At 66.1% G+C, this 15,584-nt stretch carries 15 protein-coding genes and 1 pseudogene; 3 read left to right on the forward strand and 13 right to left on the reverse strand.

Annotated elements, in window-relative coordinates:
- Positions 1 to 132: 132 nt before the first annotated feature.
- The 12 genes and pseudogenes from aroQ to C1876_RS01120 all read right to left on the reverse strand — a co-directional run.
- Positions 133 to 603, reverse strand: a pseudogene (gene aroQ / locus C1876_RS01065) (type II 3-dehydroquinate dehydratase); the annotation flags it as partial.
- The gene (aroB, locus tag C1876_RS01070; protein WP_114544882.1) at positions 533 to 1,657 is read right to left on the reverse strand and encodes a 3-dehydroquinate synthase; all 1,125 of its coding nucleotides are present in this window, start codon (positions 1,655 to 1,657) and stop codon (positions 533 to 535) included. The gene aroB and the pseudogene aroQ, both read right to left, overlap by 71 nt.
- Positions 1,639 to 2,208: a shikimate kinase gene (locus C1876_RS01075; protein ID WP_244909984.1), complete on the reverse strand. Its 570-nt coding sequence runs from the start codon at positions 2,206 to 2,208 to the stop codon at positions 1,639 to 1,641. Before C1876_RS01075 ends, aroB begins: the two co-directional genes overlap by 19 nt.
- Entirely contained in the window at positions 2,205 to 3,377 is a 1,173-nt protein-coding gene (gene aroC / locus C1876_RS01080) for a chorismate synthase (RefSeq protein ID WP_114544883.1), read from the reverse strand. The genes C1876_RS01075 and aroC overlap by 4 nt, the downstream gene beginning before the upstream one ends.
- A 120-nt stretch (positions 3,378 to 3,497) precedes the next feature.
- Positions 3,498 to 4,442, reverse strand: a complete 945-nt coding sequence (locus C1876_RS01085; RefSeq protein WP_114544884.1) for a shikimate dehydrogenase family protein — start codon at positions 4,440 to 4,442, stop codon at positions 3,498 to 3,500.
- Positions 4,439 to 5,032 (reverse strand): YqeG family HAD IIIA-type phosphatase, encoded by a 594-nt coding sequence (locus C1876_RS01090; protein WP_114544885.1) that lies wholly within the window; start codon positions 5,030 to 5,032, stop codon positions 4,439 to 4,441. The genes C1876_RS01085 and C1876_RS01090 overlap by 4 nt, the downstream gene beginning before the upstream one ends.
- A gap of 18 nt (positions 5,033 to 5,050) precedes the next feature.
- Complete coding sequence (gene mltG, locus C1876_RS01095; RefSeq protein ID WP_114544886.1) at positions 5,051 to 6,202, reverse strand: endolytic transglycosylase MltG; 1,152 nt, start codon at positions 6,200 to 6,202, stop codon at positions 5,051 to 5,053.
- Between the two features lie 16 nt (positions 6,203 to 6,218).
- On the reverse strand, positions 6,219 to 6,638 hold the full coding sequence (ruvX, locus tag C1876_RS01100) for a Holliday junction resolvase RuvX (RefSeq protein ID WP_114544887.1): 420 nt from the start codon (positions 6,636 to 6,638) through the stop codon (positions 6,219 to 6,221).
- 246 nt (positions 6,639 to 6,884) lie between these two features.
- Entirely contained in the window at positions 6,885 to 9,521 is a 2,637-nt protein-coding gene (gene alaS, locus C1876_RS01105; protein ID WP_114544888.1) for an alanine--tRNA ligase, read from the reverse strand.
- 110 nt (positions 9,522 to 9,631) lie between these two features.
- Positions 9,632 to 10,921 (reverse strand): AI-2E family transporter, encoded by a 1,290-nt coding sequence (locus tag C1876_RS01110; protein ID WP_114544889.1) that lies wholly within the window; start codon positions 10,919 to 10,921, stop codon positions 9,632 to 9,634.
- Positions 10,922 to 10,956: 35 nt separating this feature from the next.
- Positions 10,957 to 11,766: a DUF948 domain-containing protein gene (locus C1876_RS01115; RefSeq protein ID WP_114544890.1), complete on the reverse strand. Its 810-nt coding sequence runs from the start codon at positions 11,764 to 11,766 to the stop codon at positions 10,957 to 10,959.
- 104 nt (positions 11,767 to 11,870) lie between these two features.
- Positions 11,871 to 13,211 carry a replication-associated recombination protein A gene (locus C1876_RS01120; RefSeq protein ID WP_114544891.1) on the reverse strand — a complete coding sequence of 447 codons (1,341 nt, stop codon included), beginning with the start codon at positions 13,209 to 13,211 and terminating at the stop codon, positions 11,871 to 11,873.
- Between the two features lie 345 nt (positions 13,212 to 13,556).
- Between C1876_RS01120 and C1876_RS01125 the strand changes: the two genes are divergently transcribed.
- The 3 genes from C1876_RS01125 to C1876_RS01135 all read left to right on the forward strand — a co-directional run bounded on the left by C1876_RS01125 (position 13,557) and on the right by C1876_RS01135 (position 14,906).
- A complete protein-coding gene (locus tag C1876_RS01125; RefSeq protein WP_114544892.1) occupies positions 13,557 to 13,922 on the forward strand; it encodes a winged helix-turn-helix transcriptional regulator in 366 nt (121 codons plus the stop codon).
- Between the two features lie 89 nt (positions 13,923 to 14,011).
- Positions 14,012 to 14,524, forward strand: coding sequence for a YbhB/YbcL family Raf kinase inhibitor-like protein (locus C1876_RS01130; protein ID WP_114544893.1), 513 nt, complete (start codon positions 14,012 to 14,014; stop codon positions 14,522 to 14,524).
- Between the two features lie 4 nt (positions 14,525 to 14,528).
- Positions 14,529 to 14,906: a VOC family protein gene (locus tag C1876_RS01135; RefSeq protein ID WP_114544894.1), complete on the forward strand. Its 378-nt coding sequence runs from the start codon at positions 14,529 to 14,531 to the stop codon at positions 14,904 to 14,906.
- Positions 14,907 to 14,955: 49 nt separating this feature from the next.
- Here the strand turns inward: C1876_RS01135 and C1876_RS01140 are convergent, their stop codons facing one another.
- Complete coding sequence (locus tag C1876_RS01140; protein WP_114544895.1) at positions 14,956 to 15,582, reverse strand: hypothetical protein; 627 nt, start codon at positions 15,580 to 15,582, stop codon at positions 14,956 to 14,958.
- Between the last annotated feature and the right edge of the window lie 2 nt (positions 15,583 to 15,584).

Genomic DNA, 15,584 nt, shown 5'->3' on the forward strand with positions numbered 1-15,584 from the left:
CGATGAGGCTACGGGACCAGAGAGGCTTTCGGCCGGCGCAAGAGAGGGGGCGGGGGCAGCCGGCGCAAGGGCCGGGGTGGCTTCTGCGTACCTGTCCCCTAGCCGGTCGCGCTTTCCCTCGAGCAGGACGTCGATGGCGTCGCAGTATCCTTTGAATCCGCGGCCTTTGATTTGCGCTACGCATACGGGGGCTATGACGGAGATGCGGCGGAAGGGCTCGCGATTGTCGACGTCGGAGATGTGGACTTCGACGCAGGGGATGTCGATGCCGCCGACGGCGTCGCGCAGGGCGTAGGAGTAGTGGGTGTGCGCACCCGGGTTGTACACGATGCCGTCGTACACGTCGCGCGCAGCGTGGATTTTGCGGATGAGCTTGCCTTCGCCATTCGCCTGGAAGCAGGTCACGGACACGCCGCGGCTCTTGCCGTACTCCTTCACCTCGCGCTCGAGGTCGGCCAGCGTGTCGTGCCCGTACACGGACGGCTCGCGCACTCCCAGCATATCGAGGTTCGGCCCGTTGATCACGAGAATCTTATTCATGGGGTTGCTCCTTCGAGCGTTGCCAGGCGGCGAGGTGCTCGAGGATGATGTCGTCGTCCACATCGGCGAGCTGCCAAGCGCCCACGTCCTGCGGCAGCACGAACCGCACCTGCCCGTGGCGGGCCTTCTTGTCGCGCTTCATGGCTTCCAGCATAGCGGCCGGGTCGGCCGACCAATCGAGCGCAGGCAATCCCAGCTCATCGAGCAGACGATCCTGCGCTTCCACGAGATCGAGCGGCGCATCCACCAGCGAAACGGCCATGCGCGCGGCGAAGCGCATGCCCTCGGCCACGGCCGCGCCGTGCGAGAACGTGCCGTAGCCCGCGAGCGATTCCACCGCGTGCCCCAGCGTGTGGCCGTAGTTCAGGCATTCGCGCACGCCCTTGCTCTCGGATTTGTCGGCGGCCACCACGTCGGCCTTGAACACCACCGAACGCGCGATGGCCTCTTCCACCACCACCTCGTCGCGCGCCGCAAGCGCACCGGCAGCGTCCACGAGCCAGAAGAAGAATTCGTCGGAGTCGATGACGGCCGATTTCGCGATTTCCGCGCAGCCGCACGCCCATTCGCGCTCGTTGAGCGTGGCCAGCGTGGCCGTGTCGGCGCACACGTACGCGGGCTGCTTGAACGCGCCCACGAGGTTCTTGCCCGCGGCAAGGTTCACGCCGGTCTTGCCGCCCACCGACGAGTCCACCATCGACAGCAGCGTCGTGGGAACCTGCACCACCGCCACGCCGCGCATGTACGACGCGGCCACGAAGCCGGCGAGGTCGCCCACCACACCGCCGCCGAGCGCCACCACCACGCAGTCGCGCCCGAGCGCCAAACTGGCCATGGCTTCCCAGATTTCGCCCGCCACCTCGATGGACTTCGAGCCCTCGCCCGCCGGCACCGCGATGTCGCTCACGCGGAAGCCCGCCTGCACGAGCGACTCCTTCGCCGCGGCGCGGTAGAGCGGCGCCACGTTCTCGTCGGTGATGATGAGCGCGCGCTCGGCCTCGGCCAATGCGGGCACCTTGCGCAGATGCGCGCCCAGCTTCTCGAGCACGCCGGCGCCGATGCGCACGTCGTAGGCCTCTTCGCCGGGGATGTTGACGATTACTTTCGTTGCAGGCACAGGATGCCCTCCTTCTCAAGCGCGCTTTGCACCTCGCGCGCGATGGTCACCACGTTCTTGCCGGCGGTGTCAACGGTGAGGTCGGCCACCTCGGCGTACAGGGGCAGACGCTCCTCGGAGGTTCTGCGGGCGGCGTCGATGTCCTGGAACAGCGGACGCGTGGACGTGTCGCTGATGCGCGATTTCGCCTCGTCAGCCGTCACCTGCAGGTACACGACGAACCCGGCATCGCGCAGGATGGCGCGGTTCTCGTCGCGTTTCACCACGCCGCCGCCGCACGACACAAGCAGCGGCTCCTTGCCCGCCAGTTCGCGCAGCACGTCGGTTTCGATGGCGCGGAACCCGTCCTCGCCCATCTGCGCGAAGATCTCCTTCACGCGCTTGCCCTCGCGACGCTCCAGGTACGTGTCCATGTCCACCGAGGCCACACCGCACGTGCGGGCGAGTCGTCGCGCCACCGAGGTTTTGCCGGCTCCCATGAATCCTACGAAGAACACGGGGCGCGCAAGCTCCCCCACCACGCGGGGGCGCTTCGACGCGTCGTTCCTCATCGGGCCATCGTCCTCAGACGCTGACGATAGGCCTTCACGGCCGCCTTGATATCGGCCATGTTGTCGCGGCCGAACTTCTCGAGGTACGCCTCGGCCAGCACGAACGCCACTTCGCTCTCGGCGACGACGGCGCAGGCGGGCACGGCGCACGTGTCGCTGCGCTCCTTCGACGCCTCCTCCACCTCAAGCGTGTCGAGGTTCACCGTCTCAAGCGGCGTCATGAGCGTGGGAATGGGCTTCATCGCGGCCGACACGATGAGGGGCATGCCCGTCGTCATGCCGCCTTCGAGGCCGCCGGCGTTGTTCGACGTGCGCACAAAGCCGGCTTTCTTGTCGAGGGCGATGGGGTCGTGCACCTCCGAGCCCACGCGGCGCGCAGCCTCGAAACCCAGGCCGAACTCGACGCCCTTGATGGCGGGAATGGAGAACAGCGCAGCTCCCAGGCGCGACGTGAGGCGATCGCCCGCCGACGCGTAACCGCCCACGCCCGGCACGAGGCCCGTAACCACCACGCGGAAGGTGCCGCCGAGGCTCTCGCCCGCTTCCTTGGCACGGTCGATTTCCGCCTTCATTGCTTCGGTGGCCTTCTCGTCGGGGCAGCGCACGTCGCTCGTCTCGATGGCGAGCGGCTTGTAGTCGGGCGCGTTCATGAGCGCGTCGTCCTCTTCGAAGGACGCGGTGCCGATGGACGTGACGTACGAGAACACCTCCACGCCGAGGTCAGCCAGAAACTCGCGCGCGATGCCCGCCGCCGCCACGCGCGCCGCCGTCTCGCGCGCACTCGCGCGTTCGAGGATGTTGCGGCAGTCGGACGTGTCGGTTTTGAGCGCGCCCACCAAGTCGGCGTGACCGGGACGCGGCGTCACTTCGCGCGCGAGGTCGGACGGGGTGTCGCCGAACGCGGCCATGCGGTTCGTCCAATTCTCCCAATCGCGGTTGCGCACCACGAGCGCGATGGGCGTGCCAAGCGTGCGACCGAAGCGCACGCCTGACGTCACCTCCACGGTGTCGCGCTCGATGCGCTGACGACCGCCGCGGCCATAGCCGGACTGACGGCGCGCGAGATCGGTGTTGATCTGCGATTCGGAGATCTTCAGGCCCGCGGGCACGCCATCCACGATGGCCGTGAGGCAGGGGCCGTGGCTTTCGCCTGCTGTGAGGTATCGCATAGTCTGTCGCTTTCCGAGATAATCCCGAGCATGTTCATACGGTATTGTACCCCACCGCTCCCCCGTGCAACACGAGAAGCGGCCAGGTGAGCAGCGAACGTTATGCGTGCCGCGCAGGCGCTACAGATCGAAGTGCGCGGCGTCGGCCATGAGGGCGAACAACTCGTCGTCCGACAGGCTCACGTCCACCTCGGCCAGATCGCACACGGCGTGCACCGTGGCCACCGCCTGCGCCACGAGCATGCCCGCGCCGTCGTGCACCGTGCAACCCGCAGCACGCGCCGCCTGCACGAGCGCCGTCTCGCCATGGCCGTACACCGCATCGAACACGGTCTGCCCCACGCGCAGGAGCGCGGTGTCGAAGGGAGCGTCGTCGCCCTCGTTCATGCCGAGCGGCGTCGCGTTCACCACGAGATCGACGGCGGCCAGAGCTTTCGTCGAAGTCGTGTAGCTGCCGAATTTGAACGTGGTGCGCTCGTAGGCCGTGCGGAAGCTGCGATGGTGCGCCTGCGCGGCCGGCAGGTCCACCGTGGCGTTCGCCAAGAGGCCGAAGCGCTCGACGTAACTCTCGAGCACCGAGCGCGAACGCTCCTTGTCGCGCCCGACGAGCATGACCACGTCGGCGCCCGCGACGGCGCACGCGTGCAGGATGGACAGCGCCGTGGGGCCCGTGCCGCACACGGCCACGCGCTTGCCCGCGAAGCTGAAGCCCGTGCGCTCAAGATACGAGACGCAGCCCTGACCGTCGGTGTTGAAGCCGATGAGCGCGTTGCCCTTCTTCACCAGCACGTTCGCGCCCAAAGCGAGCTTCGCCGTGGCCGCCTTCGCCGTGGCCGCCGCGAAGGCGAGCGGCTTGTACGGCGTGGTGATGTTGATGGACAGGAAGTCGCGCGCATCGAGGAAGGCGCGTGCCTCGTCCTCGGTGGCGCAATCGGCAAGCTCGTAGCGCCACGGCAGCCCGAGGCGCTCGTACACGGCGTTGTACATCGCCGGCGAGAGCGAGTGCGCGATGGGATGACCCAGCAGGTACAGGTGCTCGGCAGGTCGTGCAGCGGTATCGGTCACGATGATCCTTTCGCTCGCTCGTTCATATCGGAGGCGGCGTGCGCCTCGAGTGCATCCTCCTCGCAGGGAACCGCGTTGTGCGAGGCGGACGCGGCGCCTTCGGGCTGACGCTCGCCCATGACGGCGCGCTCGAAGTTGCGCAGCAGCAGCGTGTGGGGCAGGTCCTGCTCCACGAGCGGCGCCAGCAGATACGCTTTCATGCCGAGGAGATGCGCGCCCATGACGTCGGTGACCAGCTGATCGCCGATGACCACCGTCTGAGAGCGCTTCGCCCCCAGCTTGCGCAGCGCCATGAGGAATGCGGGCGGCAGCGGCTTGACCGCTTTCGCCACGATGGGCAGCGACAGGCGGTTCGCCAGCTGGTACACCCCTTCATGCCAGTTGTTGGACACGAGGCAGAACGAAATGCCCGCGTCGCGCGCCTTCGCCAACCAGAACCCCACGTCGCGCGGCACTTCGTGCGTGTCGCGCGTGAGGATGGTGTTGTCCACGTCCAACAGTACGTTGCGGTAGCCCTGCGCTAGCAGGTCGCGGTCGATGTCGATGCGCGAGATGCGCGCAAAGTAGCGGTCGGGTTCGAGAAACGTCATAGCGGTGTGGGGTACGGCCTACGAGAACGTTTCTTGGTGCTCGTCGTACGTCTCGCTGAAGTAGTACTGGTCGCCTTCGAAGTAGAAGAAGAAGTACTTGCCGAGCGATTCCTGGTCGGGCGCGCACACGGCCTGCAAGCTGTCGATGCTGGGCGAGCAGATGGGCGTGGGCGGCAGACCCGTGTTGGCGTACGTGCTGTACGGTGTTTCGGCGTGCACTTCCTCTGCGGACGGGTCGTGACCCACTTCGTAGGCGGTGGTGGCATCGCTCTGGAGGAAGCCGTAGCTCGGGTCGCCCAGGGTGCTCAGGCGGTTGTAGAACACGGAGGCCACCTGCGCGCGAATCTGCTCGTCGCCGCTCGACTCCTTCTCCACGATGGAGGCCAGGTTCACGGCGTCGTAGACGGTGAGGCCCTGGCTTTGCGGATAGGACCAATTGAGGCTCGCTGTCTCGGTCTGGAACTGGTCGAGCATCATGCGGACGACCGTATCGGCCGTGGCTTCGTCGGAAATCTCGTACGTCTTCGGGAACAGGAAGCCTTCCAGCTTGTTCGTGCCCGCATCGGCCAAGAACGCGTAGTCGGCCGCGTACACACTGGCATCGGACGACGCGGCAGTGAAGTCGTCCACCGAGATGCGGCCCTCCGTGAAGTCGGACACGCTCTGCGCGATCTGCGCGAGGGTGTAGCCCTCGGGGATGGTGGGCGCGTTCGTCTTGGGGCCGGCCTTGAGGTCGTTGATGATCTGGTCGAGCGTGACGCCGCCCGCGAAGGTGTACGTGCCGGGTTTGAGCTGCGAATCGACGCCCAACTCGTTCACGCGCTTCGTGAAGTCGGACGCGCTCGTGACGAGACGCGCCTCTTCCAGGTCTTTGCCGACAGCCTGAGCACCCTCGCCGTCGGCCACCACCACGGTGGCTTCCTGGCCCTCGGCCAGCAGCTCGACGGGCTGAGCGGAGCAGCTGTTGAACAGCGTGAGCGCGCCGAACGCCAAACCGCCGATCACGACGATAGCCAAGATGGCGGCGAAAATGACGGGGCCCTTGCTCTTCTTCGGGCGGATGTAGCTGGTATCGTACGTTCTGAACTGGCGCTCGCCACGGGCATGCACGGAGCGGGCCGCATGATTGGGGCGCTGGGAATAGGTGACTTGCTTCCTGTGCTGGGGCATGGACTTTCCTCTACTTTCACCAAGCCTCGCGGCGCGCGTCAAGCCACGCCTGCAAAAACAAACTCGCGGCTATCATATCTATTTTGCCCCGCATGGCCTTCTCGGTGAGGCCCTTTTCACGCAAACTCCGTTTGGCCTCCTGCGAGCTCAAACGCTCGTCGACGAACTCGTGGGGTATGCCGCAGGCAGCGGAAATCTTCTGCGCCGCAGCTCGTATGCGTACGGCCTGCGGCCCCTCCGTGCCCGCCATCGTGTACGGCAGCCCGCACAGCAGCAGTTCCGGCTCCCAATCCTCAAGCACCCGCTGAAACGGTTTCGCGCACGTGAGCACCTCCGAAGCCGGCAGCACCACCACCGGAGAAGCCACCCGCTCCCCCGGATCGCTCACCGCCACGCCCACGCGCGTCTCGCCAATGTCCAAAGCCATAATTCGCATGATGAGCCTTTCTGGGGGGATGGGGATGGAAGGGGGTGCTTGGAGGACGTCGCCGGTTGGTGCGCCTCTCAGCTTGGTCTCTCAGCTTAGCCTCCCCCTGTTGCGCCTTCCCGATATTGCGCCTCCCCCTATTGCGCCCGATGGGGGTCTTGCGGACCGGGTAGAGTCACTTCGGGCGCAAGGGGAAGGGTGGGTGCAAGGGGGGGTGTACGAACGAGGAGGGGCGGCTGAGCCGCCCCTCCTCGTTTACAGCAGCAGTTCTCGTGCGGCCTCGAGCGCGGCCTCGATGCCGGAGGCGTCCTTGCCGCCGGCTTGGGCCATGGCGGCTTTGCCGCCGCCGCCGCCCTTCACATTGGGAGCGATGGCCTTGATGATGGCGCCCGCGTCGAAGCCTGCGTCCACGGCCTCCGGGCTGCCGGCCGCCAGCAGGATGGGCTTGCCGTCCTTGCTCGCCGCGAGCACGGCTGCGCCCGGCTTGCCGAGGCGCGCGCGAACGACGTCCCATGCGTTGCGCATCTGACCCGCGTCCGCCTCGCCGAGGCTGCCGATCACCACGGGATAGCCGGCCTTGGCATCGGCGGCGCTGCTCAGAAGCGCGGTGATGCCGTCGTCGGCGATGGTCTGCAGGTTGCGCTTCATCTTCGCCTGGAGCTCTTTGAGCGTCTTCACGTTCGCGGCGGTGCGCTCGCTCACGTCGAGCAGCGGCACGCGCAGCTCTTCGGCCGTCTCCTTGAGCTCGGCCTCCATGCGGTTCATGTACGCGAGCGCGTCGAAGCTGGTCACCGCCTCGACACGACGCAGGTTCGCGCCCACGCTCGTCTCGGTGGTGATCTTCACGAAACCGATCTCGCTTGTGGCGGACACGTGCGTGCCGCCGCACAGCTCCTGCGAGAACCCTTCGATGTCGAGCACGCGCACAAATTCGCCGTACTTCTCGCCGAACAGCGCCATGACGCCGGCTTCGCGAGCCGACGCGAGCGACGTCTCGTAGGCGTGCACGGGATGGTTCTCCATGATCTTCTCGTTGGCCAGGCGCTCCACTTCGGCAATCTGCTCGGTCGTCATAGCCTCGAAGTGCGTGAAGTCGAACCGCAGGCGGTTGTCCGCCACGTAGCTGCCGGCCTGCTTCACGTGGTCGCCCAGCACCTGGCGCAGCGCCCAATGCAGGATGTGGGTGGCCGTGTGGTTGCGGCGGATGCGCTCGCGGCGCGGCACGTCGATGGCGGCGTGCACGGTGTCGCCGGCCACGATGCGGCCGCTTTCCACCTGCACGGTATGGGCGATGAGGCCCTTCTCCGGCTCCTTCGTGTCAAGCACGCGCACGGTGGCGTCGTCCTTGCTCAGCGTGCCGGTATCGCCGATCTGACCGCCCTTCTCGGCGTAGAACGGCGTGGCCTCGAGCACGATGCGACCCTCGTCGCCCGCTTCGAGCACGTCCACCTGCTGGCCGTCCTTCACGAGCGCCAGCACGCGCACGTCCGCGTCGTTCTTGGTGTAGCCGAGGAACTCGGTGGCGCCCACGGCCTCGAGGATCTCGTTCATCACGCCGCCGTACGTGGACCAAGCCGCCTCGGCGTCCTTCGTGTTCGCCGCGCGAGCGCGTTCGCGCTGCTCTTCCATGCAGCGGCCGAAGCCCTCCATGTCCACCTCGATGCCGCGCTCGTCGCACAGCTCGCGCGTGACCTCCACGGGGAAGCCGTACGTGTCGTGCAGCGTGAACGCGCGGTCGCCCGGCAGCACGTCGCCTTCGAGCTCGGCCAGCGCTTCGTCGAGGTACGCACGGCCCTGACGCAGGTTCGCGCCGAAGCGCTCTTCCTCGGACAGGATGACGCGGCGCATGAGCTCGCGATTCTCCACGATTTCGGGGTACACGTGGCCCATGAGGGTCACGATCTCGTCCACGTACTCGTTGAGGAACGGCTTGTCGAGGCCCAGCAGGTGGCCCTTCATCACGGCGCGGCGCAGCAGGCGGCGCAGCACGTAGCCGCGGCCCTCGTTCGACGGCAGGATGCCGTCGGCGATCATGAACGCCACCGCACGGCTGTGATCGGCCATGATGCGCAGGGACAGATCGGTGGCGGCGTCTTCGCCGTACACAGTGCCCGTCAGGCTCTCCCCCACGGCCACGAGCGAGCGCAGCACGTCGGTTTCGTAGTTGGACTGCACGCCCTGCAGGATGGCCGCGATGCGCTCGAGGCCCATGCCGGTGTCGATGTTCTTCTTCGGCAGCGGCACGAACGAACCGTCCTCCTGGCCGTCGTACTGGGTGAACACGAGGTTCCAGTACTCGAGGAAGCGGTCGCAGTCGCAGCCCGGCGCGCAGTCGGGACTGCCGCAGCCGAAGCTTTCGCCCTGGTCGTAGTAGATCTCCGAGCAGGGGCCGCAGGGGCCGGTGGGTCCGGCACGCCAGAAGTTGTCTTCTTCGCCGAGGCGCGAGATGTGGTCGTCGGGCACGCCGAGCTTCTTCCAAATCTCGATGGTCTCGTCGTCGTCAAGGTAGACGGTGAAGTACAGACGCTCGGCGGGCAGGCCCAGCACCTCGGTGGAGAACTCGTACGCCCAGGCGCACATCTCCTCCTTGAAGTACTCGCCGAAGCTGAAGTTGCCCAGCATCTCGAAGAAGCTCTGATGGCGGCCCGTCGTGCCGATGATGTCGATGTCGTTCGTGCGCACGCACTTCTGCACCGTCGTCGTGCCGATATAGGGGGTCTCGAGGTGCTTCTGCTGCAGGAAGTAGGGCTTGAACTGCACCATGCCGGCACTCGTCAACAGCAGCGACGGATCGTCGGGGATGAGCGAGGACGACGGCCACCGCTTGCAGCCCTTCTCCTCGAAAAAGCTCAGGTACTTCTCGCGGATTTCCGCGCTGGTCATGTACTTCATATTCGTTTCTTTCTATCTCCTCGGGGACCGCGTCAGCGCGGCCCGCTGTTCCACTATCCTCGCGCAGACGCCCCGTCCGCGCTCCCCCGCTCGCGCCGCCGAGGGCTCCGTCAGCGCTTCTTGCGGTGCTGCGCCTTCTTCTCGGCTTCCGCCTTGCGCTGCTCGACGCGCTCGAACGCCGCCGACACGTCGGGATGCGGCGCTGTGGCATCGGCGATGGGGTCGACGTCGCTATCGGCATCGGCGTTACCCTGGAAGAACACGCCGTCGGACGACACAAGGCGCCTGCCGGTGCGTTTTTCGAAATAATACACGAAAACGGCCTTCGCAACGGCCACGGAGGGGATCGATGCCAACATGCCCACAAGCGAGCCCATGAAGCCGCTCATTGCGCCGCCGATGGCAGAACCCGCCATCAACGCGATGATGGTGAGCGCCGGGTGCACGTCCACCGAATTCGCCATGATCTTCGGCGATACGAACGTGTACACGATCTGCTGGATGGCGATGGTGCCCACCAGCGCGATAAGGGCAACCCAGGGGCTCACGAACACGCCGACGACGGCCGCGAGCGCGCCGCCCAGCCACGGGCCCACGATGGGGATGATGTTGAGCAGGCCGGCGATGCCGCCGAGCGCCGCGTAGTTCGGGACGCCGATGACGCCGAACAGCACGCCGCAGCCCACGCCGATGACCGCGCACTGCATGAGCGTGCCCTTGATGTAGCCGCCCATGACGCGCGTGAACGTGACGTGCAGCATCTGCAGGTCTTCCTGGCGCTTCGGGCCGGCCAGGCGCATGCTCTCGCGACCGAGCGCCGGCAGCTCCATGAGAATCCAGAACGCCACCACGAGGGCGAAGCCGATGGCCACGAAGCTGTTCACCACGCCGGTGCCGATGGCCACGACGCCCGTGGTGCTATCGCGCACGAACGAGGAGGCCCAATCGCCGAGCGCCTTGAGCGCCTGCGTGAGGTAATCCTGCACGGTGCTGTTCGACAGCACGTCGGCGTAGCGGGCGTACAGGTCGTTGCCCCAGCCGATGATGGTCTGCACGTAGCCGGGCACGCTCTCGACAAGGCTGGTGAACTGGCCGCCCAGGCCGAACGCCGGGGAGAACAGCATGAGGCCCACGAGAGCCAGCAGCACGAACATGAGCACGTAGGCGATGGTGGTGCCGGCAACGCGCGGCACGCCGAGCTTCTCCAGCTTGTTCACGGGGCCGCGCAGGCAGAACACGATGACGGTGGACCAGATGACGATGCCCACCGGCACGCTGAGGATGTTGAACAAATACACGAGGACGGCCGTGAGCAGGATGCCGCCCACGATCGTCCACACCACGAGGAAGCTGCGCTTCGCTTTGTCTGTTTTTGTCGCTTCGGAGTTGGGGTTCTCCACCGAGCCCGCCCTTTCGTACCGTCTGACGCCTGCGGTTACTTGCCCTGTTCCGTATCGGCCGCCTGCGCGCCCTTGCCGTACGTGAAGTACTGCTGCGCGGCGTTGGCGTCGGCGGTGGCGGCGGTTGCCACGGCGTCCACCATGGAAGCGGCTGCTTCGGAGGTCTTGTCGGCGGCGGCGCGCTTGGCCTCGGCCTTCTCCTCGCGCTCGACGCGCTGCTCGGCACGCTGCTCGCGCTGATCGGCGACGGCTTCCTGCGCGGCCTTGACGGACGTGGTTACCACGCCTTTGACCACGTCGGTTGCGGACACGGGCACGTCGGTGTTGTGGGAGACCGCATGCGCGGAAGCGGCCTGCTCGACGGAGCGCGGGGCCGCAGGCTCGTCGGCCGCACGTTCGGCCTTTGCCTGGCCGAGCGCCACCGATTCGTCGCTCGCGCGGCGCGACTTGAAGGCGTTGCGCACGCGGGACGTCACGTTGTTCACGAGCTCCACCGGGGCGTTCGTCACCGTGTCCACCGCTTCGACGGCCGACGATACCGAGTCGGTGATCTCGTTCACGTCTTCGAGGATCTGGTCGATACGCATGATCTCGAGATTGGCGGCATCCACCGTGAGCGACACGCGCTCCACGAGCGGGTCGACCTTCGCCGCGACGGGCTCGAGCGACGCCGTGATGCGCTCCACGCTTGCCAGCGTAGGCTCAACCTGCTTCTGCAAATCATCCACCGTCTTGCGCGTCTTGCGGACGGTCATAACAAGCTCGATGACGAGCCACACCAGCACCGCTCCGACGATCACATAGATCACCGGCAGCGCAATGCTGAGAACTTCGCTGATATCCACCGTAGGCCTCCTGTTCCGAAGCTATTACTATAGCACGAGCACCTTGGATGATATACAGACCGAGGTCAACTTTTCACCCTGCTTCCACAGGAGTAGGAAATCGGTTACCTTCCGCGCGACGTGGGGTTTTCTCCGGAATCCAAGCGGTCGCGCGCAAACGTCTCGCTGCGGTACGCCTCCCACCCGCGATCGCTCGAACGGTAGAAGCATCCGCGGTCCAGCCCTTCGGGCAGGTAGCGCTGATTCACCCACCCGCTGGGGTAGTTGTGCGGGTACTGGTACGCGCCGTAGTGCTCCGAGCCGGGACGATGCCGATCGCGCAGGTGATCGGGCACGTTGCGCGACGGGCCCCTGCGCACCTCGTTGAGCGCCGCGTCGATGCCGGCCTCGGCCGCGTTGCTCTTCGGCGCGAGCGCGAGGTAGATGGCGGCTTGCGCCAGGTTGATGCGGCATTCGGGGTAGCCGATGACCTCGGCCGACTTGAACGCGGCCTCGGCGATGAGCAGGGCCTGCGGGTCGGCGTTGCCGATGTCCTCCGATGCGGCGATGAACATGCGGCGCGCGATGAACTTCGGGTCTTCTCCCCCGTCGATCATGCGGGCGAGCCAGTAGAGGGCGGCATCGGGGTCGCTGCCGCGCATGGACTTGATGAACGCCGAGATGACGTCGTAGTGCATGTCCTTGTTCTTGTCGTAGGGCAGCGCGCGGTGCGGCGTGGCGGCCCGCACGTTGTCCTCGGTGACCGTCGCGGGCTTCTTCGCCGTGCCGGGCTCAACCATGCCGGCGGCCAGCTCGAGCGTGGTGAGCGCCGCGCGGCCGTCGCCGCCGGCAAGCAGCACGATGGCGTCGCGCGCTTTGTCGTCCAGCTGGTAGCGGCCCGCGAGGCCCCGTTCGTCGTCGAGGGCGCGCCCGACGAGGCTGACGATGTCCTCGTCCGACAGGCCGTGCAGCTCGACCACGCGGGAACGGCTGATGAGAGCCGAGTTCACCTCGAAAAACGGGTTCTCCGTGGTGGCGCCCACCAGCACGACCACGCGATCTTCCACCGCATGGAGCAGCGTGTCCTGCTGACTGCGGTTGAAGCGGTGAATCTCGTCGACGAACAGGATGGTGCGCAGGCCGAACGCCGACAGGCGCTTCTCGGCCGCGTCGATCTCGCGGCGCAGGTCCGACACGGTGCCGCCGATGGCGGACACCTCCACGAACGTGGCCTTCGTCGTTTCGGCGATGACGTGCGCGAGCGAGGTTTTGCCCGTGCCCGCGGGGCCGAACAGGATGACCGAGCTCAGCTGGTCGTGCTCGATGGCGTTGCGCAGCCACGAGCCGGGGCCCACCGCCTCGGCCTGACCGACCACTTCTTCAAGCGAGCGCGGGCGCATGCGCACCGCAAGGGGCGCGACTTCCGACTTCCGCTCGTTTTCCATATCAGTGAATAACGTATCCATGAGGGATATCGTACCACGCGAACGCCTGTTTGCCTACCAGGCATCTGAATCGTGAGGCGAAACACACAACAGAGCCGTTTATGGAATCGGTTAAACAGCAGGATGTCAAGACTTTATTTTGACCGCGCTACCCATATACTCAAGGTAGGTCCTGCCCTCGTAGCCATACTTTGCGATGGACCGATGCTGATACATGAGGGAGCTCAAGATAGCGCGTGAAATGGAGATTCGTATCCGTTGATACGAAAGCCAGGAAGCGGGCTGCGAGCACCCACCTTTTAAGGTGGGTTCATCCTTCTGGCCGGGGGTAGGGCTTTTCTTTGTCGAGCGCGCGAAGAGGTGCGTATGAAAATCCGCGAAGCGTACACCTGCCCGCTCGAACTCACCCACGACATGATCAAGGGCAAATGGAAGCCCATCATCCTGTGGCGCTTGCGTCTGGGCGGCACATCGCTTTCCAAACTTGAGAACGACATCGAGGGCATTTCGCAGAAGATGCTGTTGGAGCAGCTCAAGGAGCTCATCGAGTTCGGACTGGTGGACAAGCGCGCCTACGAGGGCTACCCTCTTCGCGTGGAATACTCGCTCGCCGCATCGCGCGGCGTGCGCATGCTGGAAGCGCTCAAGATCATGCAGGACGTGGGCATCGACTTCATGATGGAGAACGGCATGGAAGACGTGCTGCGCGCAAAGGGCGTCATCGAGGCGTAACGCCCGGTGCCGTACCCACGAAAAAGTGGGTAATGGGCGGGTGCGGCACCGTCGGCTACCATGGGCCCATCCGAAGAAAGGACGGCCCCATGCACATCACCAGCAACGGCATCATCGACGGCCACTTCGCCGACCGTTACGGCAAGCGCGGCGCGCAGTTCAACGAACACGGCATGCCCACGTTCTCCATCCCCTTCTCCATCCACGACGCGCCCGAAGGCGCCGCGACGTTCGCCATCGTGCTCGAAGACAAAGACGCCTACCCCGTGAGCGGCGGCTTCGTATGGATACACTGGATTGCCGCGAACATCGAGCGCACCGACATCGGCGAAAACGAGAGCGTGCTCGCGCGCGACTTCGTGCAGGGTGCGAACAGTTGGACCAGCATGCAGGGCGGCCAGCAAAGCATCGAGCTTTCCAGCTGCTACGGCGGCATGTGCCCACCTGACGCGCCGCACCTCTACGAGCTCACGGCGTACGCGCTCGACACGCGCCTCGACCTTGAGAACGGGTTCATGCTGAACGAGCTGTTCCATCAGATGGACGGCCACGTGCTGGCGCACGCCACGCTCAAAGCGCTCTACGACGCCGAAAAGGAATAACACCATGTACGCCATCGCCAAACTTGACCACCTCGTCATCACCACGGCGAATATCGGGGCCTGCACGGCGTTTTACCGGGCGCTCGGCTTCGAGGCGCGCAACGCCGGCGAGCGATGGGAGCTCTTCGCCGGCGACTTCAAGGTGAACGTGCATCTCCTGGGTCATGAGCTGGAGCCGAAAGCGCGCGCCGTGCAACCGGGCAGCGCCGACGTGTGCTTCGAGATTCAAGGGAGCATCGAGGACTGCCGCGACGAGCTCGAATCGCGCGGATTGACCATCGAACTGGGCATCGTCGAACGTCATGGCGTGCGCGGCGCCATGCGGTCGGTGTACCTGCGCGACCCCGACGGGAATCTGGTTGAGCTTTGCAGCTATGAGTAGCTTTCACCCCCCCCCCTGCGACCGATGGCGCAGGGGGGGGTCGTTTCGCTCAGGTGTGACACGTATGGCATTCGTAGACGCTGGCATGGTGGCACGAGAGGCAGGCGGCTTGCGATGCCTGCTCAACCGCCGCGGCGTCGGCGGTGCCTTCGCCGTGCATCGCGTGGCACGACGCGCAGGTCACGCCTTCGTCGTGGTCCTTGTGCGCGGGAAGGTCGTGCGGGTTCGCCACCGTGCCCTTGGTGTCGGTGAGCACGGTGCTCTCCGCGGTCGCATCCACGAGCGCAGCTTGGTCGTGGCACCCCGATGCCAGGCAGGAGGACCGTGCCACGTCCGTCTTCTTCAACTTGGTGGCGGGTGTTCCCGACGTGTACGTCGCATGCGCCGCGGTCAGGCCCGCTTCGTCGTCGTGGCACGTGAGACACGCCTCGTCGGCATGCGCGGCGTGCAGGCTCGTCGCGTCGGTGCGCGCGGCGGCCTCCGCTTCGTGGCAGCTCTCGCACGCCGCATCGGCGCTCCAGGCCACCTCGACCGCGGAAGCGCCGGCATCCGCCGATCCCGCATCGCCCGCCGCACCCGGCTCGGCGCCTTGCTGCGGCGCACAGCCCGCCGCACCGGCCAGCACGAGGGCGAGCGCCGCCCCGACGGCGGCCCGCCGCCTCGATCGCGCCGTCACGC

It is taken from the genome of Eggerthella sinensis, assembly GCF_003339815.1.
GTDB classification, from domain to species: domain Bacteria; phylum Actinomycetota; class Coriobacteriia; order Coriobacteriales; family Eggerthellaceae; genus Eggerthella; species Eggerthella sinensis.